Here is a 20,447-nt window from a genome sequence, read left to right as displayed (position 1 = left end):
TATTCCACCAAGGAATAATATCGCCGATTGGAACCATATTAACAGTAAGAAGGATGAAAGGGGCCCTGCGTATGAGAGTGGGAGTTGCTTTGCTTTTCACGTCATTCTTACTCGTTTGTTCCGGTTGTGCTCAAAATGGGGCAGGCGGAGAAAAAATGGAGTACGAAGAGACAAAGAAAATGGTCGTTGATATCTTGAAGACAGATGATGGAAAAAAGGCCATCCAGGATATCATTACTGATGATAAAACGAAAGCTGAACTCATTATGGATTCGGATGCCATTAAGAAATCCATTGAAGATATGGTCACTTCAGATAAAGGGAAGGAATTTTGGAAAAAGACATTCAATGATCCTGAATTTGCTTCCGCTTATGCTAAAGCATTAGAAGACGAACATAAAAAGGTATTGAAGGACTTAACTGCTGATCCTCAGTATCGTGGAATGCTCATGGAAATAATGAAAGAACCGGATATGGAAAAAGAAATGAATAAATTATTAAAAACCAAGGAAATGCGATCGGTCTATAAAGAGCTGATCATCGAGACCATGGAAAGCCCTCTCGTCCAAGCGAAAATGCAAGAGAAATTGGATAAAGCAGCCACAAAGGCGGCCGAGAAGGAGAAAAAGTAAAAAGAATGAAAAAAGGCTGATTCCCAATCGGAATCAGCCTTCTTTTTATTGCAGTTTTTCAATGACCTTTTTAGCAATATCTTCGTAAATCCTGCCAAGCCTATGGTCCGCTGCGTAAATGGATGGAGCAAAGTCCTCTTCGTTCCAATCTGGCTGTTGCAGGGGAAGTTGACCTAAAACTTCTGTACGAAGCTCTTCTGCAAGCTTCTTTCCGCCGCCTTTTCCGAATACATATTCCTTTTCACCGGTCGTTTTACTTTCGAAAAATGACATATTCTCTATGACACCAATGACTTCGTGTTCTGTCTTGATGGCCATGGCACCAGCTCTTGCAGCAACGAAGGCTGCAGTCGGATGCGGTGTCGTAACAATGATTTCTTTACATGAAGGGAGCATCGTATGCACGTCCAATGCAACATCGCCTGTACCCGGCGGTAAGTCAAGGACCAAATAGTCCAAATCTCCCCATTCCACTTCATTAAAGAAACTGTTAAGCATTTTACCCAGCATTGGCCCTCTCCAGATGATCGGCGCGTTATCCTCTACAAAAAAGCCCATTGAGATAACTTGAACGCCAAACCGTTCTACAGGAATGATTTTTTCCCCGCGAACAACCGGTCGTTTTGTTATCCCCATCATATCAGGTACGCTGAATCCGTAAATATCGGCATCAACCAGTCCGACCTTTTTGCCTAGACGAGCAAGTGAAGTGGCAAAATTCACTGAGATCGTAGATTTTCCCACTCCGCCTTTACCACTGGCGATCGCGATGAATTGAGTCTTACTGTTAGGTCCAAGCAAACCTTGGTCCGTCTCACCCTGGGGAATGCTTTCACGATGCTTGGCTAATTCCTCTTCTGAAAGTTCCGTGAAACGGATGCCTACCGATTCCGCTCCGTTCGTTTTCAGCAAGTCCACAACTTCGGATTGCATTTGCATTTGCTCGGCAGTCCCCGTTTTCGCAATCGCAAGTTTAACGCTTACATGATTCTTTTCAGGTTTTATTTTGATTTCTATAATTCCATTTGTCTCTTCAAGGTTTTTATGTAGAAAAGGGTCTTTAAGATCCTTTAATAAATTCAGTACTTTCTCTTCTGTTAACAAGTCGAGCACCCCTTTGAATTTTATTTTCCCATTTTTCAGTATAACATATTACCGAAAGAAAACTTATTATCTGCCTTGTATGCTGGGCCAGATTATTTCCCCATGATAAAAAGGCCTTGTACCTTACAAGACCCCGACATCACTCGTCATCCGATAGTTTTTCTTCTGTGAAGTACCGTAAAATCCCCATATAAATTGAACTGGCAATCTTTTCCTGGTATTTATCGCTGATAAGGCGTTCCCTTTCCTCAGAATTGGAAAGAAAGCCAATTTCCACAAGCGCTCCTGGTTTCTTAGCATAATTCATCAAATACACATGATTGATCGTTCTTGCATCACGCTTTGTATTTTCCAGGTTTCTGATGATTTCAGTCTGAATGAATTTAGCCACCTGTTCATTCTCCTCAAACCTGCTTGTATAAAAGGTTTGGGCACCTTTCGATGACGCCGATGGAAAAGAGTTCAGATGAATGCTTAAGAATAAGTCCGCTTCCGAATCATTGATCATTTTAACCCGATTCCGTAAGTCCTCCTGTTTTCGCTGCCGGATCCCCTTTGTATTACCCTGTGCAAGATCCTCATCCTTCTCACGGGTCATGATGACAAGTGCACCTTGTTCCTGCAAATAGTCCCTGACCTTTAATGAAACGGAAAGGGCAATTTCCTTTTCCATTATCTCTTGTACATTTGCCCCGCCGTCCATTCCCCCGTGACCTGCATCAAGAATGATGACCTTCCCTGCCAACGGAAGGTTCCAGGAGTCCCAAGAATCATCTTCTACGAATTTAAAAGTCACAATTAAAAAAAGGACAAACAACCCCATTGCGATTCCTGTATATTTCAGCTTTCTGCGCATGACCGTTCCCCTTCCATGATCTCTCTACTAAAAAGTATGGGACAAACCATGGAATTAGAACAAGGAATGGGATTTTGCCTTCTTAATGCAGTTTCATTTTATATCGTTTCTCTCCAGTCTTAAAACCGTCCAGCCACCAATCGCCTACAAATCCTTCACAACAATAAAACAATCCTTCATCGAAAGCGTTATTCGCTGTAACTTCCCGCCAATACAAAATGAAGTTAAAAAGAGTATCGACCAAAAACTTCTCTTCCTTCCAGCACCTGGACCTGACATCATCTTCCGACTCCCCATAATAGCCAAACTTACTATAGTTCGCTCCTAATAAATAAGCTTCGATGGCAACATCGAAGTAGCCTTCCTCCAAAACATCCATCAAATCCTGACCGAAGTAACGCTGAATCCTCCCCTTCATATCCTCGATAGAAAGTTCCCTGAGCAACCTGCGTTCGAACTTCAATTGCCTTTCCCTTTGCATCTCCTGTAAACCTAATATCACAGCCATAATTCACCTCCGGGGCAATTCCCCATTTCCCAAAATTATTTCCCAAGACATAATTTAGTTTTAGCGTTCTATTTTGAACCATTCATTTATTCCATTGGCAAAAAATAATGAGGATAGGTTCAACAGGTAATTCAAATGCCTTTCATATGCTATCTTCCATAAGAAGCTGAAAAGGACAGCCCAAACATTTCGGATGATATTTACTCGCAGAAAAAATTGATACTATCACCCGTAACCCGTAAATTCAGGATGCTACCCGAGGCGGACCTTGCGACTTGGGCAGCTCACTGTGCATGATCACACCTGATTATTCATGTCGTGTTCTTACTTAAATTCAAGCAAGCTTTGTGATCTATCGATAAAAAGGACATCCGTGGTAAACGGATGTCCTTTTCTAACATGATATTACATTTTATAATAGCGAATTTATTTAAATACATACCCACTTAGCAGGATGAACTGCCAGAGGTTCATAAAGCACAGTACAATATCCAGTCGCTGGTGCTACACAAAGTTGGAATGGCTTCCTATATTCGTTTCACTTTAAATCTCTCCAGCCCTTTTCTTTAATCGGCCAGCTAGAGGCACGACGATTATTCCGGCTATTACGACCTGCATTACGTTTCCGGGGATGGAGCCGAATGGCTGGATCCAGTTACCGTAAAGGATAACTTCAGTAAAATAATAGCCCACGATTTTTATGATCAATGCAACGGCAACGGCCAAAGTGTATACAAGTTCTCTTTTGCCCGGTACCTTTTCGGATATAAGGCCGGCTAGAAAGCCCATTGCTCCGACGATGACGAATGTAAATGGTGCCCATGCTGCCCAACCAGAGAATAGATCGAAGAAGGCCATACCGAAGGCGCCTGCTATCGCCCCTGTTTTTTTGCCATATACCAAGGCTGCTATAAAAAGGGGAACATTGCCCAAATGGACCAGGCCGCCGTTACCCATTATTGGGAGCTTGATGTTAATGAACATTGTCGCTACAAGGGTTAACGCAATGAATAGTGCATTGATGACCAAGGCTTTTGTTTTAGTTGTTTCAATCGGTGAGTATGTTGAATTCATATGAAGTCCTCTTTCTTTTTTTAAGTATTATCATACTCCTAAACAGAGACTTAATAAATATCGATTTTACAAATAATTCTGTATTCCACAACTAAACTCAAGTGTAAACAAATGGTACCTGCCATCCCCAACATCCAAAGCACCCTCCCCACGGCGTTAAATCGTTTTGTGGGCTGGAGGCTGGGAAGGATTTATATCATGACGCAGAAGAGTTCATGGAGCGTGATGTGGGTCATATTATACCCGGTCATTAAAAGGACTTAATGAAATTCAAATTCATTCTAACGGATTAAGAATCATTGCACTCTGTACATTAAATAAATTTGATTGGCAATATAATCCGAACTAAAATGAAGCCCCTTTCTTAACCACCATATTATAATGCCTACCAATGAGGCCGTTTTAATGTCAATATCAACATAATCAGTAGGTAAATCCTTCTTGGTATTCTTCCTTCTTATTTCTACTAATTGCTTTAATAATGAAAACAATTGTTCTTCAAACTGATTCGTTTTAAATAAAATAAGTAAATAATTTCGATGGATATATAAATAATCAAGCAATTGTGTTAGCTGTTGTTTTTCCGATAGGTCTTTAGCATGTATTAAAGCAAATATTTTCTCAGATAGCTCATTTAGAATCTCATCGGTGATTTGCGTTAATAAATCTTGAATATCCTGATAATGCAGGTAAAATGTTGTCCGATTCAGCCCTGCTTTGGCTGCGATTTCCCGTACCGTTAAATTCGAAATAATGGGGTCCTCGCATAAGAGAGCAATGACAGCGTCTTTAAACATTTCCCTTGAGCGAATTGTACGAGGATCTTCTTTTTTAGGTATAGACATTTTAATCTCCTTTATAGATTTTCTCTAACTTTCTCAACAGCATATATTTCTATGTCGATTAGTGAACATTTTCAAGAAAACTGTTCATGGTAAGTAACATATATTTTTGTTACCATCGATTTTATCGACACGGTGTTGAGAATGCAAGTCAAAAATGAAGGGGTTTACGATGGACATTACTGAAAGAAATAAAAAAATTTTATTAATTGTACTGATTGCCGGCTGTTTTTTATCAACATTAAATCAGACTTTATTAAATGTTGCATTGAGTGGATTAATGGAAGTATTTGATGTAACGGCTGCAACTGTACAATGGTTATCTACAGGGTTTATGCTAGTGAACGGTGTTTTAGTGCCAATCACTGCCTTTTTAATGCAACGGTTTACAACAAGGCAGCTTTTTATTAGCTCGATGTTCTTTTTGTTCATCGGTTCTGTACTTTGCGCATGTGCAGGGAATTTTGGCGTGCTGTTAACGGGCAGAATGATTCAAGCAATCGGTGCCGGGATTATTATACCTCTAATGATGACGGTTATTTTATATTTATATCCTAGCGAAAAGCGCGGAAGCATCATGGGGACAATCGGCTTTGCGATAATTTTTGCCCCGGCCATAGCCCCGACCTTATCTGGTTTTATCATGGAATATGTTTCATGGAGATGGCTATTCATTGGGTTAATCCCATTCTTACTAATCGTCATCGTTCTAGCGTTCAAATATTTAATGAATGTTGCAGAGACAACAAAAGCAAAATTGGATGCCACAAGTGTCATTTTATCAACGATTGGTTTCGGCTGTATATTATTTGGATTTAGTAGCGCAGGAAGCAAGGGATGGGATGATCCCGTTATCATCACTGCAATAATCGTCGGAATGATCGTGTCGACTCTATTCTGTTTACGTCAAATGAAATCGAGCGACCCACTATTAAATTTAACTGTATTCAAGTATAAAGTTTTCACGCTTACATCCTTCATCAATGTACTAATTACGATGATCATGTATGCGGATTTAATCCTTTTACCAATCTTCTTGCAAAATGGACGAGGTTTTACAGCATTTGAAGCAGGTTTACTGCTATTACCCGGAGCTGTGATTAATGCCTTCTTATCCCCTGTCACAGGTAAAATGTTTGATAAATACGGTCCTAAACCACTCTTTATTACAGGTTTGGTATTCATCATTGTTGCGATGTGGGGAGTCATAGATATAAGCGAATCAACGACGTATATCTATATCATGATTCGTACCATAATATTACGAATTGGTTTGAGCTTCATTACCATGCCATTAAATACAGCAGGGTTGAATGCTTTACCAAGAGAATTGAGTTCCCATGGTTCAGCTGTAAATAATACCATTCGCCAATTGTCAGGCGCCATCGGAACAGCAGTTATCATCACGGTATATACAACGCAGGCAACATCACATGCCTCTGAGCTATCAATGGAAAATGAAAACATTACAGCTATACGACTAGAGGCATCAGCTTCCATCCTTGGCTCAAGTGATGCCTATGTTTTCATGCTAGCCTTATCTTTTGTGGCATTAATAATTACATGCTTCATGCCGAAAAAAGCCACAATCAAAAAAAGTGAAGGTGAATCTCAAAACCAAGATTGTTAATATTTCGGTCAAAAAAAGACCCCCAACCAATATGGTTGAGAGCCTTTCGAAACGGTAATAGAATTAACGTTTTGAGAACTGAGGTGCACGACGTGCGCCTTTAAGACCGTATTTTTTACGTTCTTTCATACGTGGGTCACGAGTTAGTAAACCAGCAGTTTTAAGAGATGGACGGTATTCTGGATCAACTTGTAGCAATGCACGAGCGATACCGTGACGGATTGCTCCAGCTTGACCAGTATATCCACCACCGCTAACGTTTACTAGAACGTCGTAATTTCCAGTAGTTTCTGTTGCAACTAGTGGTTGGTTAACAACTTCACGTAATGCTGCAAAAGGAATATATTCATTGATGTCACGACCGTTAATAACGATGCGACCTTCGCCTGGTACTAAACGTACTCGAGCTACTGAGCTCTTACGGCGACCAGTACCATAATATTGAACTTGTGCCAAGATAGTAACCTCCTTAGTAATTATCCGCGTAATTCGTATACTTCTGGTTGTTGAGCAGCGTGTGGGTGCTCAGCTCCAGCGTATACGTGTAATTTTTTGTAGATTTGACGACCAAGAGAATTCTTTGGAAGCATACCTTTGATAGCAAGTTCAAGCATTCTCTCAGGGTAGTTTGTACGCATTTCAAGAGCAGTTCTAGTTTTAAGACCGCCTGGATGCATAGTGTGACGGTAATAAATTTTGTCAGTCAATTTTTTACCAGTCAAATGGATTTTTTCAACATTGATAAGAATTACATGATCACCAGTGTCAATGTTCGGTGTAAAAGTTGGTTTATGTTTACCACGTAAGATGGATGCTACTTCAGTAGAAAGGCGACCCAAAGTTTTGCCTTCAGCGTCAATCACATACCATTTACGTTCTACTTCATTAGCTTTCGCCATAAATGTCGTACGCATGGTTAACCTCCTAAAAAACTTTTTAATTTTTTATATTTATTTTCAATCACAATAAACTTCCGGGGCTTATCGTGGGATTAAAATACATACCATATTATATTAACTTCTCCCAGATTCATTGTCAAGGGAATGTTACACTAGGATAAGTTGTCTATAAAACACTCTCTGCAACTCCAGGAAAAGCTCAGTATCGCATCAAACCGCTCCATTACTGATTTCAGCCCATTACCCATTTGTAAAAAAACTGGTATCACTTTGAAAATATTTTTATTTGTAAAATACTTTCCATAAATACAAGCCTTGGGCAGGGGCTGTTTTCCCTGCAAAGCTGCGGTCCTTCTTGTCCAAAATCCCTCTCATATCATGGGGTGACATCTTGCCGCTGCCGACATCCAGGAGCGTCCCAACCAAGATACGCACCATATTATATAAAAAGCCTTCGCCAACGAAGCGGAAAACCAGGTAATCATCGCTCTCTTCAAAATCCATTTCTTTTATGGTTCGAACTTTATCGACCACTTCCGTTTTTGCCGAACAAAAACTTGTAAAGTCATGTGTCCCTATCAAATAGGAGATTGCTTCCCTCATCGCCTTCACATTTAAAGGGTATGGATAATGATAGGCGTAATTCCGCTTAAACGGATCCCGCAGGTTCGAACGGGCTACGATATAACGGTACTCTTTCCCAGTAGTATGGAACCTCGCATGAAAATCGTCAGGCACGATATCGACTTCCAGAGCGATGATATCGGTCGGAAGAAGCGCGCTGAACGCCTTTATCCAATTTTCAGTAGGGAATGTAAGGGGCGACTCAAAGTGAAGTACCTGCCCCTTTGCATGGACCCCTGAGTCTGTCCTGCCTGAAGCAGTCACTTTTATAATTGTGCCTTTATGCATTTGGGCCAAGACTGCCTCGAATTCACTTTGTATGGTGCGTTTCTCAGGCTGCACCTGATAGCCAGCAAAATCCGTGCCGTCATAAGCGATCACACATTTATATTTTGGCATAGTTCTCTTCCTTATTATGAACGTAATAAAAATAACATGACCGTTAGAACACCTATTGAGACCATCAAAAGACTATCACTCGTCTTCCAGTTCAATTGGCGATATTTCGTGCGGCCTTCCCCGCCACGGTATCCTCTTGATTCCATGGCAGTTGCCAATTCCTCGGCCCGTTTGAACGAACTGACAAATAAAGGAACCAGCAGAGGTACAATCGATTTAACCCTGTCCTTTATCGGGCCAGATGAAAAGTCAACGCCCCTTGCAGTTTGGGCCTTCATGATTTTTTCCGTTTCCTCCATTAGCGTCGGGATGAATCGAAGGGCAATGGACATCATCAATGCCAGTTCATGTACAGGCATCTTCCACTTTTTCAAAGGTCCCAACAGCTCTTCCATCCCGTCTGTAATGGATATCGGGGATGTCGTCAAAGTTAAAAGTGACGTAACAAGGATTAGTAAAGTAAATCTAATGGATATGAAAAAACCTTGAATCAAACCGCCTTCATAGATTTCAAACCAACCGTATTCAAAAAGCAATTCCCCTTCCTTCGTAAACAATATATGGAGAAGGAATGTAAATACGATCAAGAAAAAGATTGGCTTCAACCCATTATAAAGATAGCGAAGCGGTATTTTGGAAAGACTGATCATAAGGATGGTGAATACAGCAAGCAAACCGTAAGAAACGACATTATTCGCCAAAAAGACGACACAAACAAACAGGAACACGAGGAGCAGTTTAGCCCTTGGGTCCATCTTGTGCATCAATGAATTTGCAGGGACATAACGCCCGATAATCATTTTATCCAGCATCAGCGGTTCCCCCGTTTCATGGCTTTATCTATTTCTATCGCTAAATCACCGATATTAAGACATGGATGATCAAATCGAACACCAAGTTCCTTCTGGAGCTTTAGCTGAAAGCGGACCGTATCAGGAACATCCAGGCCTAGCTCCATTAATTGTTCCGGCTCTGAGAAAATTTCCTGGGGGGTTCCTTTTTTGAACACCGTACCCTTATGCATGATGATGATGTCATCCGCGTACTTGGCTGCATCCTCCATGCTATGGGTCACCAGAATCGTTGAAATGCCCCTTGCTTTATGCAGATCATAAAACATATCCATGATTTCTTTGCGTCCTCGCGGATCCAGTCCCGCTGTGGGCTCATCAAGGACCAATACTTCCGGTTCCATGGCAAGTACCCCAGCGATGGCCACCCGTCGCATTTGTCCGCCGGATAAGTCGAATGGAGACTTTTCAAGAACTTCCTCATTCAATCCGACTTGCGCGATGGCTTTCCTGGCCAGTTTCTTTGCATCGATTTCAGAAACGCCAAAATTCATAGGACCGAAACATATATCCTTTTCAACCGTTTCATCAAATAACTGATGTTCCGGAAACTGAAAAACAATTCCGACCTTTTGTCTTATTGGCCGCAAAGCCTTTTCTTTTCTTCCTGCTTCAATCGTCCGATCCCCAATGAAAACCCGACCCTTCGTCGGTTTTAAAAGAGCATTCAAATGCTGCAGTAGAGTGGATTTCCCGGACCCTGTATGCCCGATGATTGCGGTATAGGTTCCCGGCTCCATTGAAATATTGACATCATGAAGGGCTAGATGTTCAAAAGGAGTATTCACCTGATAGCGGTATTCTACATCATCGAGTGTAATTCGCATAAATCCTTCACCAACTCTTCCTCTGTCAAATGCCCATCAACTACACGAACACCATTTTTTTGTAACTCCTTGGTTAGTTTCACTGAAAAGGGAATATCCAGACCAAGAGCAATCAATTCTTCCTCTAACTCAAAAATATCCTGAGGCGAACCTTCACGATATAACCGACCTTGGTTCATGACTATCATTCGATCAGCTTTCGCAGCTTCCTCAAGATCATGGGTGATTGATATGACAGTGATCTCGTTTTCCTGTTTTAATTCCCTAACTGTTTCAAGCACTTCTTCACGGCCTCTTGGGTCAAGCATGGAGGTTGCTTCATCTAAGATGATTATGTCTGGCTGCAAGGCTATTACACCTGCAATGGCCACTCTTTGCTTTTGACCGCCGGATAGATGGTGCGGCTCTTGATTAAGAAAGGCATTCATCTTAACCTTATTTAACGCACCATGAACACGCTCCACCATAACCTGCTGAGAAACACCGGCGTTTTCTAAACCAAAAGCCACATCATCCTGAACTGTAGTGCCTACAAATTGATTATCTGGGTTTTGAAAAACCATGCCAATTTTCTGGCGTACATCCCAAACGGATTCTTCTGTCAAAAGTTGATCATTAATCGTAATGGTACCTGAGTTAGCGAACTGAAGGCCATTCAATAACTTCGCTAATGTCGACTTGCCAGAACCATTATGTCCGACAATCGCTAGCCACTCCCCTTGATGAATATCAAAAGAAACATCATCCAAGGCGTTTCGAGACTGACCCTCATATTTAAAAACAATATTATTTAAAGAAACCAGCTTCTTCACCATGTGGCCCTCCTCATCCTCGACTGCACTCGCCTAAACTAAGCTCTGCTCACTCAATATAAATATAGTAGTTTTTCCTTCTGAAAATATAAAAAAACGCTGCACCCCTTCCACCGAAAGAATTTTCGGTAAATTAAGAGCAGCTAACAGCGGGCCTGTTACGAAAAACAGGTTATCTTATAATCGCTTATCAAAAGCGGGAAGGGATGCTTGAGCTAGACGTGAAGGCTCCCTGCTGATACAGGTTCCGCCAGCCATCGTAACACTCAATGCGAATTTCTAAAATACAGAATTTCTATTTAAAAAAAGAAAAAGGGCATAGAACAAGTGAGTATATTCATTTGTCCCGCCCTTTTTCATCGTTGTTATTAAACTAATTCAATAACCACGACTGGTGCACCGTCACCGCGGCGTGGACCAACTTTCATGATACGAGTGTATCCACCTTGACGTTCTTCATAACGTGGAGCCACGTCACTGAATAGTTTTTGAAGGGCATCTGTGCCATTCTCAGCGTCAGCGATTTCGTTACGGATGAAAGATGCAGCTTGACGGCGTGCATGCAAGTCACCACGTTTACCAAGAGTGATCATTTTATCTACTACAGAACGTAATTCTTTTGCACGTGCTTCAGTAGTTTCAATGCGCTCATGGATAATAAGATCCGTAGCTAAATCACGAAGTAATGCTTTACGTTGTGCGCTAGTGCGTCCTAACTTTCTGTAACCCATTAGAGATTCCCTCCTTTGTTGAAGTTCTATATTGTGTGTCAATAACAAGGCTCACAACATAATGGATTGATTCCGCCATGTTATCAGTCGTCTTTACGAAGACCTAAGCCTAATTCTTCTAGTTTCGCTTTCACTTCTTCAAGTGATTTACGACCTAGATTACGTACTTTCATCATATCTTCTTCCGTTTTATGAGCTAGCTCTTGAACGGTATTGATTCCAGCACGTTTCAAGCAGTTGTAAGAACGAACAGAAAGGTCTAATTCTTCGATCGTCATCTCAAGAACTTTTTCTTTTTGATCTTCTTCTTTTTCAACCATGATTTCAGCATTTTGAGCTTCATCGGTTAAACCAACAAAGATATTTAAATGCTCTGTTAAAATCTTAGCTCCAAGTGCTACCGCTTCTTGCGGACCAGTACTGCCATCAGTCCAAACATCAAACGTTAACTTGTCAAAGTTAGACAACTGTCCAACACGTGTATTTTCAACTTGGAAAGATACGCGTGAAACCGGAGTGTAAAGAGCATCGATTGGAATTACACCAATTGGCTGGTCTTCTCTCTTGTTTTGAACAGCAGGAGTGTAGCCGCGGCCGCGACGTGCAGATAAACGCATACGCATATGACCGTTTTTACCAATTGTAGCAATATATAAATCCGGATTAAGAATTTCTACATCACTATCATGAGTGATATCAGCAGCCGTGATGACTCCGTCACCCTGAACGTCAATTTCCAGCGTCTTCTCTTCATCAGAGTAAATCTTAAGAGCTAGTTTTTTCACATTAAGAATGATAGATGTTACATCTTCCACGACGCCTTCAATTGTTGAGAACTCATGTAGCACTCCATCAATTTGTATAGCTGTGACAGCAGCACCTGGGAGTGAGGATAAAAGAATACGACGTAAGGAGTTACCCAATGTAGTACCATACCCACGCTCTAGTGGCTCTACGACGAATTTACCGTACTTGGTATCGTCGTTGATTTCAACCGTTTCGATTTTTGGTTTTTCTATTTCGATCATCAATAAACCCTCCTTCAAAACGTCAAAACCCCGGCAAGTAAACAAAGTCACTTAAACCGAAATTCCCCATGTATACGTTCCCGCTGTGCGCAACAACTGAAAATTAATCCTCTGTAAGAACGCAAACTCAGTATTATATCCCATTATTGACAGGAATACAAAATCTATACAGAAAAATTAAACACGGCGACGTTTTGGTGGACGGCATCCGTTATGTGGAACTGGAGTTACATCTTTAATTGCAGTTACTTCTAGGCCAGCAGCTTGAAGTGCACGAATGGCAGCCTCACGTCCAGCACCAGGTCCTTTAACTGTAACTTCAAGAGTTTTCATACCATGTTCAATTGATGTTTTAGCAGCTGTTTCAGCAGCCATTTGTGCAGCAAATGGAGTGGATTTACGAGATCCACGGAATCCTAGAGCTCCAGCACTTGACCAAGAAATAGCATTACCATGAGAGTCAGTGATCGTAACGATAGTGTTATTGAATGTTGAACGAATATGTGCAATACCAGTTTCTATATTCTTTTTCACACGACGTTTACGTGTATTAGTTTTACGTGCCATGAAAAGTAACCTCCTTTACTAATTATTTTTTCTTGTTAGCTACAGTACGACGAGGTCCTTTACGCGTACGAGCATTGTTTTTTGTATTTTGACCGCGAACAGGAAGACCACGACGGTGACGTAAACCACGGTAAGAACCGATTTCCATTAAACGTTTGATGTTTAGGGAGATTTCACGACGAAGGTCGCCTTCTACTTTAAGCTTGTCAATGATATCACGAATTTTGTTCAATTCGTCTTCCGTTAAGTCACGAACGCGAGTTTCTTCAGAAACGCCTGCTTCTGCAAGAATCTTGATCGCTGTTTGTTTTCCAATACCATATATATATGTTAATGAGATAACAATACGTTTGTCACGGGGAATATCTACTCCAGCAATACGTGCCATGCTTGAGTGCACCTCCTTCTATTTAGCCTTGTTTTTGTTTATGTTTAGGGTTTTCGCAAATAACCATTACTTTACCTTTTCTGCGGATAACTTTACACTTTTCGCAGATTGGTTTGACTGATGGTCTGACTTTCATTGCTATCTAACCTCCTTATACAGATCGGAGCGTAACCGGATTATTTGAACCGGTATGTGATTCTGCCGCGAGTTAGATCATACGGGGAAAGCTCAACCGTAACTTTATCTCCAGGCAAAATGCGAATAAAGTGCATACGAATTTTACCGGATACATGAGCTAAAACAGTATGACCATTTTCTAATTCTACCTTAAACATTGCATTTGGCAAAGTCTCTTGTACTGTGCCTTCTACTTCAATTACATCATCTTTCGCCATTAAAGTGATTCTCCCTTCTCTATGCGTGAACCTATTAAAGGTGCACATCTTTCCGTCAACATTACTACAGTCCAATTATCCTCAAAAGTCTTACAATTCTGCATCAAGTATTCACCATTTTGTAGAACCAGGCTTTAACTGAGGACCTTTATCAGTTGGACCGAAATGAGGATTTTATGGGTCCTCATGTAAGTCTTGACCGATTCCGTGACCGACATACTCTCGAAATAGAGAAGCAATTAGTCTCGACATAGGTTTGAATAGCATGGGAGATGTTTGAAAGGCGCACGCCTGACATAGCTTCTTTCAACCCTCTATATCACGACTCTTTAGGAATCCCAATAGAGTCACTGCATTTCTTCATCAATTTTGCCGACCGGATATGTCCATGAAGATCACTTAGAAAGTAATCGCCCAATTCAGGGAATACCAAGTACAAGAACCTGATTAATAAATGTGCGAATGCTCTCGCGAAATCCATTATACCCTTTGTATTATAGGAATGCACCAAGTTTAACTAGTAAGTTATAAAAATGGTATGAATTTCATAAATCAATACATATGATTAATTTTGTAAAGCACCAAGCAACACATCGATATCTTCAAATACCTTATTAATATCTTGCTGTCCGTTAATGTTGACCAAGTAACCTTTGTCTCCGTAGAAATCAAGAAGTGGCTTGGTTTGTTTCAAATTCACATCTAAGCGATTTTGAACCGTTTCAGCATTATCGTCGGCACGTTGATATAATTCTCCGCCGCAGCGGTCGCATACATCATCTTTAGCAGGAGGATTGAATACAAGATGGTATGTCGCACCACATGATTTGCAAATACGACGTCCTGTCAATCTTTCCATTAAGATGCTTTTATCAACATCGATATTAATGACAAAATTCATATTGCGATCTAAATCAGTTAGAATGCTTTCAAGTGCCTCTGCCTGTGCCACAGTACGTGGAAATCCATCAAGCAAAAATCCTCTTAGGCAGTCTTCCTTGCTTAAACGCTCACGTACGATGCCAATGGTAACTTCATCAGGTACCAATTCGCCTTTGTCCATGAATGATTTCGCCTTTAGACCTAGGTCTGTTCCATCTTTGATAGCTGTTCGGAACATATCTCCAGTAGAGATATGAGGGATATTATATTTTTCTACGATTTGTTCAGCTTGAGTGCCTTTACCAGCACCCGGCAGACCCATTAACACTAGATTCAATTTTCTTCCCCCTCAAACTCTATAATGGGTAAAGGGAACAAGCCGTTCCCAAAACTCATTACTTTATAAAGCCTTTATAGTGTCTCTTCACAAGTTGTGATTCCAGCTGCTTCATCGTATCAAGGGCAACCCCGACTACGATCAGCAAACTGGTACCACCAATCTGTGCAGATTGAGGTAGATCAGCAAGCTTAATGAAAAATACCGGTAAAACGGCAATGATGGCCAAGAATATCGAGCCTACAAACGTCAAACGGTATAAAACACGTGTTAAATATTCTTGTGTACTCTTACCTGGACGAATCCCCGGCACATAGCCACCTTGCTTTTTCAAATTCTCAGCCATTTGTTCAGGATTAACCTGAATGAAAGCATAAAAATACGCAAAAGCAATGATAAGAGCAACATATATGATCATACCAATTGGTTTGGTGTAATCAAGATTTGTTGATATCCAGCTAGTCACGCTGTTCTTTCCAAAGAAAGAAGCGATTGTAGTGGGAGTAATAATAAATGCCATTGCAAAGATTACCGGAATAACCCCCGCAGCATTTACTTTCAATGGTAAATGAGTAGACTGGCCACCCATTTGCGTACGACCTACCGCAGCACGTTTCGCATACTGAATAGGAATTTTACGTAATGCCTGCTGAATGAAGATAACAGCAACCACGATTGCTAATACTGCTAAAACTATGAGGATAATCGTTATGATTCGTAAGAATAATTGATCACCGGCATTTTCAAATTGCTGTGCGTAAATCTGATTTGCCGTAGTAGGCAAACTAGCTACGATACCAGCAAAGATAATGATGGAAATCCCATTACCCACACCCTTAGCAGTGATCAGCTCCCCTAACCACAAAAGAAAAGCTGTTCCTGCCGTTAAGACAGTCGCAATAAGCAAGTATGTTGCAATTCCAGGATTTTCAATCAACTGTCCACCTGACATATTATTGAACCCATAGGACATTCCAACTGCTTGGATAAATCCTAGGATAATAGTGAAGTAACGAGTGAATTGCGCTAATTTACGGCGCCCTGCTTCCCCTTGTTTAGACCATTCAGTGAACTTAGGAACAACATCCATCTGTAGCAGCTGAACGATGATGGATGCCGTGATGTACGGCATGATACCCATCGCTAAAATGGAAAAATTTTGCAGTGCCCCGCCGCCAAAGGTATTTAAAAGCCCGATGACGCTCAGCTGGTCCTGTTCAGCGAGAAAATCGGCATTCACATGCGGTACAGGTATAAATGTACCGATGCGATAGACGATTAACATTAGAAGGGTAAAAATAATCTTATTCCTTATTTCACCCACGCGCATAAAATTGGAGATCGTGCGAAACATTAGATCACCTCTGTATTACCGCCAGCAGCTTCGATAGCTTCTTTAGCAGTAGACGAGAATTTGTGAGCTTTAACAGTAAGCTTTTTCTCAATGCTTCCTTTGGCAAGAATCTTGATTCCTGCTTTTTCTTTACTTACAACGCCAGTCTCAAGTAGAAGAGCTGGTGTTACTTCAGTACCGTCTTCGAAAAGATTTAACGTATCAAGGTTCACGATAGCATAGTCTTTACGGTTGATGTTGGTAAATCCACGTTTAGGTAAACGTCTGAATAGTGGAGTTTGACCCCCTTCAAATCCAAGACGCACACCGCCGCCGGAGCGAGCGTTTTGTCCTTTGTGTCCTTTACCTGCTGTTTTACCGTTACCAGATCCAATACCGCGACCTTTACGTTTACGTTCTTTACGAGAACCTTCTGCAGCTTTTAACTCATGAAGTTTCATGTTGGCACCTCCTTGTTAAGTTAAAAATTATTTTATTGTTCTTTTACAGTAACAAGATGAGCAACTTTGGTAATCATACCGCGAATCGCAGGGTTATCTTCTTGAACAACCGTTTGATGCATTTTGCGTAAACCCAAAGTGTTAACTGTAACACGTTGATCTTCAGGACGACCAATCAAGCTGCGAGTGAGGGTGATTTCTAATTTATTAGCCATAATTCGATTTCCCTCCTTATCCTAACAGTTCTTGTACTGATTTTCCACGTAACTTAGCTACGTCTTCAGCACGTTTCAATTGCTTCAATCCTTCAATTGTTGCGCGAACCATATTAATAGGTGTATTAGTACCTAGTGATTTAGACAAGATATCGCTAACTCCGCCTAATTCAAGTACCGCACGAACAGGACCACCAGCAATTACTCCTGTACCTTCAGAAGCTGGTTTCAAAAGAATGTGACCTGCGCCATAGCGACCGTTCACAAGGTGAGGAATAGTAGTACCAACCATTGGTACAGTAATTAGATTTTTCTTAGCATCCTCAATAGCTTTACGGATAGCATCCGGAACTTCTTGAGCTTTACCAGTACCAAATCCAACATGACCATTTTTATCACCAACAACAACTAGTGCAGTGAAACGGAAACGACGTCCGCCTTTAACAACTTTAGCTACACGATTTACTGTAACTACGCGTTCTTCAAGTTCTAATTTATTAGGATCAATGCTACGCATCTGTTATGTCCCTCCTTATCCATTAAAATTCTAAGCCGTTTTCACGAGCAGCGTCAGCCAATGCTTTAACACGACCATGGAAGAGGTAACCACCGCGGTCAAAAACCACAGCTTTGAAACCTTTTTCAACAGCACGTTTCGCAATAAGTTCGCCAACTTTTTGAGCTGCTTCAGCATTGCTACCTGCTTCGATACCGATCTCTTTATCAAGAGTTGAAGCACTTGCCAATGTTACGCCTTTTGCATCGTCAATTAATTGTGCGTAAATGTGTTTGTTTGAACGAAACACATTTAAACGAGGACGAGCTTCTGTTCCAGAAAGCTTAGCACGTACACGCGCATGTCTTTTCTGACGAGTAGCATTTTTATCAAGCTTCGTAATCATTTACGTCACTCCTTTCGTTTACTTATGCGGCATTACTTACCTGTTTTACCTTCTTTACGACGAACGAATTCGCCTTCGTAACGGATACCTTTACCTTTATACGGTTCAGGCGGGCGAACATCACGGATATTAGCTGCTAGAGCTCCTACACGTTCTTTGCTTGCACCTTTTACGATTACTTTTGTATTAGAAGGAACTTCGACTTCAACGCCAGCTTCTGGCTCTATTTCTACAGGGTGGGAATATCCTACGTTAAGGATAAGCTTGTTACCTTGCTTTTGTGCACGGTACCCAACCCCAATAAGTTCAAGTGATTTTACGAAACCTGTTGATACACCTTCAATCATGTTAGAGATAAGCGCGCGAGTAGTACCGTGTAAAGAACGGTGAGTCTTCTCGTCAGACGGGCGTGTTACAGTTAACACGTTCTCTTCAACAACGATTGAAAGGTCAGGACTGAATGATCTAGATAATTCACCTTTAGGTCCTTTAACAGTTACTTCACTTCCAGTAACAGTAACTGTTACGCCTGCAGGGATTTCAATAGGTTTTTTACCTATACGAGACATAATGTGCACCTCCATTCTTGTGAAAATGTATTACCAAACGTATGCTAAAACTTCTCCGCCAACTTGTTTAGAGCGAGCTTCTTTGTCTGTTAAAACTCCGTGAGAAGTAGAAACAATTGCGATACCTAAACCGTTAAGAACGCGTGGTACCTCTCCAGTTTTTGCATATACACGCAAACCAGGTTTGCTGATACGTTTTAGACCAGTGATAACACGTTCGTTGTTTGCACCGTATTTTAAGAAGATACGGATGATACCTTGTTTGTTGTCTTCGATTAATTCAAAGTCACGTACGAAGCCTTCACTTTTTAAGATCTCAGCAATTTCCTTTTTGATCTTTGAAGCAGGAACTTCCAGTTTTTCGTGACGAACCATATTCGCATTACGGATGCGAGTAAGCATATCTGCAATAGGATCTGTCATGACCATTATATTTTACCTCCTTCCCAAACTCGGGTTTTACCAGCTAGCTTTTTTAACGCCAGGAATTTGTCCTTTATATGCAAGTTCGCGGAAACAAATACGACAAAGTTTAAATTTACGTAATACAGAATGTGGACGTCCGCAACGTTCGCAACGTGTATATTCTTGTACTTTAAACTTCTGTTCGCGTTTTTGCTTTACGATCATAGACTTTTTAGCCACGATTTCGCCTCCCTTTATTTAGAGATTACTTTTGGAACGGCATTCCAACTTGAGTAAGTAGTTCACGAGCTTCTTCGTCAGTGTTGGCAGTCGTTACGATAACGATGTCCATACCACGAACTTTGCTCACTTTATCGTAATCAATCTCAGGGAAGATAAGTTGTTCTTTAACGCCTAATGTATAGTTTCCACGTCCGTCAAAGGATTTCTTTGAAACGCCGCGGAAATCACGTACACGCGGTAAAGATACAGATACTAGCTTATCAAGGAATTGATACATACGCTCACCACGTAATGTAACTTTCGCTCCGATAGGCATACCTTCACGCAAACGGAAGCCTGCGATTGATTTTTTTGCTTTTGTTATAACTGGTTTTTGACCAGTGATCAATGTAAGTTCTTCAACAGCTGTATCTAAAGCTTTCGAGTTAGAAACTGCGTCACCCACACCCATGTTAATAACGATTTTCTCAATGTTTGGTACTTGCATTACTGATTGATAGTTGAATTTACCCATCAATGACGGTGTAATTTCACTTTTGAATTTTTCTTTAAGGCGGCTCATTGCTTAGTGTACCTCCCTTCATTTATGACTTATTTATCTAAAGATTCACCTGATATTTTAGCTACGCGTACTTTTTTACCATTTTCGATCTTATATCCAACACGAGTCGGTTTACCTGATTTAGGATCAAGTGGCATTACATTGGATACGTGAATAGCAGCTTCTTTACTGATAATTCCACCTTGTGGATTAAGTTGAGATGGCTTTGAATGCTTTTTCACGATGTTAATTCCTTCAACAAGTACACGATTTTGTTTCGGATATGCAGAAAGAATTGTTCCTTGTTTGCCTTTGTCCTTACCAGAGATGACTACGACTTTGTCACCTTTTTTAACATGCATTAGCTTGGCACCTCCTTGAAAGGCTTTATA

Annotated in this window: 30 protein-coding genes and 1 pseudogene; 2 read left to right on the top strand and 29 right to left on the bottom strand. The window is 41.0% G+C overall.

What is annotated here, in order from left to right; genetic code table 11:
• Positions 1–71: 71 nt before the first annotated feature.
• On the top strand, positions 72–632 hold the full coding sequence (gene gerD, locus NYE65_RS13480) for a spore germination lipoprotein GerD (RefSeq protein WP_034304948.1): 561 nt from the start codon (positions 72–74) through the stop codon (positions 630–632).
• A gap of 45 nt (positions 633–677) precedes the next feature.
• On the opposite strand, the gene NYE65_RS13475 is transcribed toward gerD, so the two are convergent.
• The 5 genes from NYE65_RS13475 to NYE65_RS13455 form a co-directional block, all read right to left on the bottom strand.
• Positions 678–1,736, bottom strand: coding sequence for an Mrp/NBP35 family ATP-binding protein (locus NYE65_RS13475; RefSeq protein ID WP_328178430.1), 1,059 nt, complete (start codon positions 1,734–1,736; stop codon positions 678–680).
• 139 nt (positions 1,737–1,875) lie between these two features.
• On the bottom strand, positions 1,876–2,592 hold the full coding sequence (gene cwlD, locus NYE65_RS13470; protein WP_034304950.1) for an N-acetylmuramoyl-L-alanine amidase CwlD: 717 nt from the start codon (positions 2,590–2,592) through the stop codon (positions 1,876–1,878).
• An 82-nt stretch (positions 2,593–2,674) separates the two neighbouring features.
• Positions 2,675–3,100, bottom strand: coding sequence for a DUF2521 family protein (locus NYE65_RS13465; protein ID WP_034304952.1), 426 nt, complete (start codon positions 3,098–3,100; stop codon positions 2,675–2,677).
• A 543-nt stretch (positions 3,101–3,643) separates the two neighbouring features.
• Positions 3,644–4,174 (bottom strand): ECF transporter S component, encoded by a 531-nt coding sequence (locus NYE65_RS13460; protein ID WP_328178429.1) that lies wholly within the window; start codon positions 4,172–4,174, stop codon positions 3,644–3,646.
• Between the two features lie 296 nt (positions 4,175–4,470).
• Positions 4,471–5,019: a TetR/AcrR family transcriptional regulator gene (locus NYE65_RS13455; RefSeq protein WP_340861044.1), complete on the bottom strand. Its 549-nt coding sequence runs from the start codon at positions 5,017–5,019 to the stop codon at positions 4,471–4,473.
• Between the two features lie 169 nt (positions 5,020–5,188).
• On the opposite strand from NYE65_RS13455, the gene NYE65_RS13450 reads away from it, so the two are divergent.
• Positions 5,189–6,646 carry a DHA2 family efflux MFS transporter permease subunit gene (locus tag NYE65_RS13450; RefSeq protein ID WP_340861043.1) on the top strand — a complete coding sequence of 486 codons (1,458 nt, stop codon included), beginning with the start codon at positions 5,189–5,191 and terminating at the stop codon, positions 6,644–6,646.
• Between the two features lie 63 nt (positions 6,647–6,709).
• On the opposite strand, the gene rpsI is transcribed toward NYE65_RS13450, so the two are convergent.
• The 24 genes and pseudogenes from rpsI to rplX form a co-directional block, all read right to left on the bottom strand.
• Positions 6,710–7,102 (bottom strand): 30S ribosomal protein S9, encoded by a 393-nt coding sequence (gene rpsI / locus NYE65_RS13445; RefSeq protein WP_034304957.1) that lies wholly within the window; start codon positions 7,100–7,102, stop codon positions 6,710–6,712.
• A 20-nt stretch (positions 7,103–7,122) separates the two neighbouring features.
• Positions 7,123–7,560 (bottom strand): 50S ribosomal protein L13, encoded by a 438-nt coding sequence (gene rplM, locus NYE65_RS13440; protein ID WP_034304960.1) that lies wholly within the window; start codon positions 7,558–7,560, stop codon positions 7,123–7,125.
• A 267-nt stretch (positions 7,561–7,827) separates the two neighbouring features.
• On the bottom strand, positions 7,828–8,568 hold the full coding sequence (truA, locus tag NYE65_RS13435; RefSeq protein WP_340861042.1) for a tRNA pseudouridine(38-40) synthase TruA: 741 nt from the start codon (positions 8,566–8,568) through the stop codon (positions 7,828–7,830).
• Positions 8,569–8,582: 14 nt separating this feature from the next.
• Positions 8,583–9,380 carry an energy-coupling factor transporter transmembrane component T family protein gene (locus tag NYE65_RS13430; protein ID WP_268592673.1) on the bottom strand — a complete coding sequence of 266 codons (798 nt, stop codon included), beginning with the start codon at positions 9,378–9,380 and terminating at the stop codon, positions 8,583–8,585.
• Positions 9,380–10,246, bottom strand: a complete 867-nt coding sequence (locus NYE65_RS13425; protein ID WP_053537046.1) for an energy-coupling factor ABC transporter ATP-binding protein — start codon at positions 10,244–10,246, stop codon at positions 9,380–9,382. Before NYE65_RS13425 ends, NYE65_RS13430 begins: the two co-directional genes overlap by 1 nt.
• Positions 10,222–11,061, bottom strand: a complete 840-nt coding sequence (locus NYE65_RS13420; protein WP_034304970.1) for an energy-coupling factor ABC transporter ATP-binding protein — start codon at positions 11,059–11,061, stop codon at positions 10,222–10,224. The genes NYE65_RS13425 and NYE65_RS13420 overlap by 25 nt, the downstream gene beginning before the upstream one ends.
• A 365-nt stretch (positions 11,062–11,426) precedes the next feature.
• Entirely contained in the window at positions 11,427–11,789 is a 363-nt protein-coding gene (gene rplQ / locus NYE65_RS13415; protein WP_034304973.1) for a 50S ribosomal protein L17, read from the bottom strand.
• An 83-nt stretch (positions 11,790–11,872) separates the two neighbouring features.
• Positions 11,873–12,817: a DNA-directed RNA polymerase subunit alpha gene (locus NYE65_RS13410; RefSeq protein ID WP_034304976.1), complete on the bottom strand. Its 945-nt coding sequence runs from the start codon at positions 12,815–12,817 to the stop codon at positions 11,873–11,875.
• A gap of 177 nt (positions 12,818–12,994) precedes the next feature.
• Positions 12,995–13,384 (bottom strand): 30S ribosomal protein S11, encoded by a 390-nt coding sequence (gene rpsK / locus NYE65_RS13405; RefSeq protein ID WP_028390438.1) that lies wholly within the window; start codon positions 13,382–13,384, stop codon positions 12,995–12,997.
• Between the two features lie 22 nt (positions 13,385–13,406).
• Positions 13,407–13,772 (bottom strand): 30S ribosomal protein S13, encoded by a 366-nt coding sequence (gene rpsM, locus NYE65_RS13400; protein WP_034304978.1) that lies wholly within the window; start codon positions 13,770–13,772, stop codon positions 13,407–13,409.
• Between the two features lie 22 nt (positions 13,773–13,794).
• Positions 13,795–13,908 carry a 50S ribosomal protein L36 gene (rpmJ, locus tag NYE65_RS13395; RefSeq protein WP_003156543.1) on the bottom strand — a complete coding sequence of 38 codons (114 nt, stop codon included), beginning with the start codon at positions 13,906–13,908 and terminating at the stop codon, positions 13,795–13,797.
• A 40-nt stretch (positions 13,909–13,948) separates the two neighbouring features.
• The gene (infA, locus tag NYE65_RS13390; protein WP_028390440.1) at positions 13,949–14,167 is read right to left on the bottom strand and encodes a translation initiation factor IF-1; all 219 of its coding nucleotides are present in this window, start codon (positions 14,165–14,167) and stop codon (positions 13,949–13,951) included.
• 42 nt (positions 14,168–14,209) lie between these two features.
• A pseudogene (locus NYE65_RS13385) lies at positions 14,210–14,661 on the bottom strand (M24 family metallopeptidase); the annotation flags it as partial.
• 71 nt (positions 14,662–14,732) lie between these two features.
• Positions 14,733–15,386, bottom strand: a complete 654-nt coding sequence (locus NYE65_RS13380; protein WP_048677894.1) for an adenylate kinase — start codon at positions 15,384–15,386, stop codon at positions 14,733–14,735.
• A gap of 58 nt (positions 15,387–15,444) precedes the next feature.
• Positions 15,445–16,740 (bottom strand): preprotein translocase subunit SecY, encoded by a 1,296-nt coding sequence (gene secY / locus NYE65_RS13375; RefSeq protein ID WP_034304981.1) that lies wholly within the window; start codon positions 16,738–16,740, stop codon positions 15,445–15,447.
• On the bottom strand, positions 16,740–17,180 hold the full coding sequence (gene rplO, locus NYE65_RS13370) for a 50S ribosomal protein L15 (RefSeq protein WP_034304982.1): 441 nt from the start codon (positions 17,178–17,180) through the stop codon (positions 16,740–16,742). The genes secY and rplO overlap by 1 nt, the downstream gene beginning before the upstream one ends.
• A gap of 32 nt (positions 17,181–17,212) precedes the next feature.
• The gene (gene rpmD / locus NYE65_RS13365) at positions 17,213–17,395 is read right to left on the bottom strand and encodes a 50S ribosomal protein L30 (RefSeq protein WP_034304984.1); all 183 of its coding nucleotides are present in this window, start codon (positions 17,393–17,395) and stop codon (positions 17,213–17,215) included.
• A 16-nt stretch (positions 17,396–17,411) separates the two neighbouring features.
• Entirely contained in the window at positions 17,412–17,912 is a 501-nt protein-coding gene (gene rpsE, locus NYE65_RS13360) for a 30S ribosomal protein S5 (protein ID WP_034304987.1), read from the bottom strand.
• A gap of 22 nt (positions 17,913–17,934) precedes the next feature.
• Entirely contained in the window at positions 17,935–18,297 is a 363-nt protein-coding gene (rplR, locus tag NYE65_RS13355; protein ID WP_034304989.1) for a 50S ribosomal protein L18, read from the bottom strand.
• Between the two features lie 32 nt (positions 18,298–18,329).
• Positions 18,330–18,866, bottom strand: a complete 537-nt coding sequence (gene rplF, locus NYE65_RS13350) for a 50S ribosomal protein L6 (protein ID WP_048677892.1) — start codon at positions 18,864–18,866, stop codon at positions 18,330–18,332.
• Positions 18,867–18,896: 30 nt separating this feature from the next.
• Positions 18,897–19,295, bottom strand: a complete 399-nt coding sequence (gene rpsH / locus NYE65_RS13345; protein ID WP_034304995.1) for a 30S ribosomal protein S8 — start codon at positions 19,293–19,295, stop codon at positions 18,897–18,899.
• 30 nt (positions 19,296–19,325) lie between these two features.
• Positions 19,326–19,511: a type Z 30S ribosomal protein S14 gene (locus tag NYE65_RS13340; RefSeq protein ID WP_034304998.1), complete on the bottom strand. Its 186-nt coding sequence runs from the start codon at positions 19,509–19,511 to the stop codon at positions 19,326–19,328.
• Between the two features lie 25 nt (positions 19,512–19,536).
• A complete protein-coding gene (rplE, locus tag NYE65_RS13335; RefSeq protein ID WP_048677889.1) occupies positions 19,537–20,076 on the bottom strand; it encodes a 50S ribosomal protein L5 in 540 nt (179 codons plus the stop codon).
• Between the two features lie 29 nt (positions 20,077–20,105).
• Entirely contained in the window at positions 20,106–20,417 is a 312-nt protein-coding gene (gene rplX / locus NYE65_RS13330) for a 50S ribosomal protein L24 (protein ID WP_034305002.1), read from the bottom strand.
• Positions 20,418–20,447 lie beyond the last annotated feature (30 nt).

The organism is Peribacillus sp. FSL R5-0717 (assembly GCF_038002945.1).
Lineage (GTDB): Bacteria > Bacillota > Bacilli > Bacillales > DSM-1321 > Peribacillus > Peribacillus frigoritolerans.
Note: the sequence above shows the minus strand (reverse complement) of the source record. Positions and strands in the feature narration are given on the sequence as shown.